General features: G+C 56.5%; 1 rRNA gene. It reads right to left on the bottom strand.

The annotated features are described in order from the left end of the window. Nucleotides 1-200 (bottom strand): 16S ribosomal RNA (locus tag ACTHSL_RS14455); the annotation flags it as partial.

The raw sequence follows: 200 nt of genomic DNA, 5'->3' as shown, positions 1-200 counted from the left end.
GCCCAGTAATTCCGAACAACGCTAGCCCCCTTCGTATTACCGCGGCTGCTGGCACGAAGTTTGCCGGGGCTTATTCTTCAGGTACCGTCATTATCGTCCCTGACAAAAGAGCTTTACAACCCGAAGGCCTTCTTCACTCACGCGGCATGGCTGGATCAGGCTTGCGCCCATTGTCCAAGATTCCCCACTGCTGCCACCCG

The sequence above is a fragment of the Neisseria sp. P0008.S010 genome (assembly GCF_051962715.1).
Classification (GTDB): Bacteria; Pseudomonadota; Gammaproteobacteria; order Burkholderiales; family Neisseriaceae; genus Neisseria; species Neisseria elongata.
This window is presented reverse-complemented; position numbering and strand designations above follow the sequence as displayed.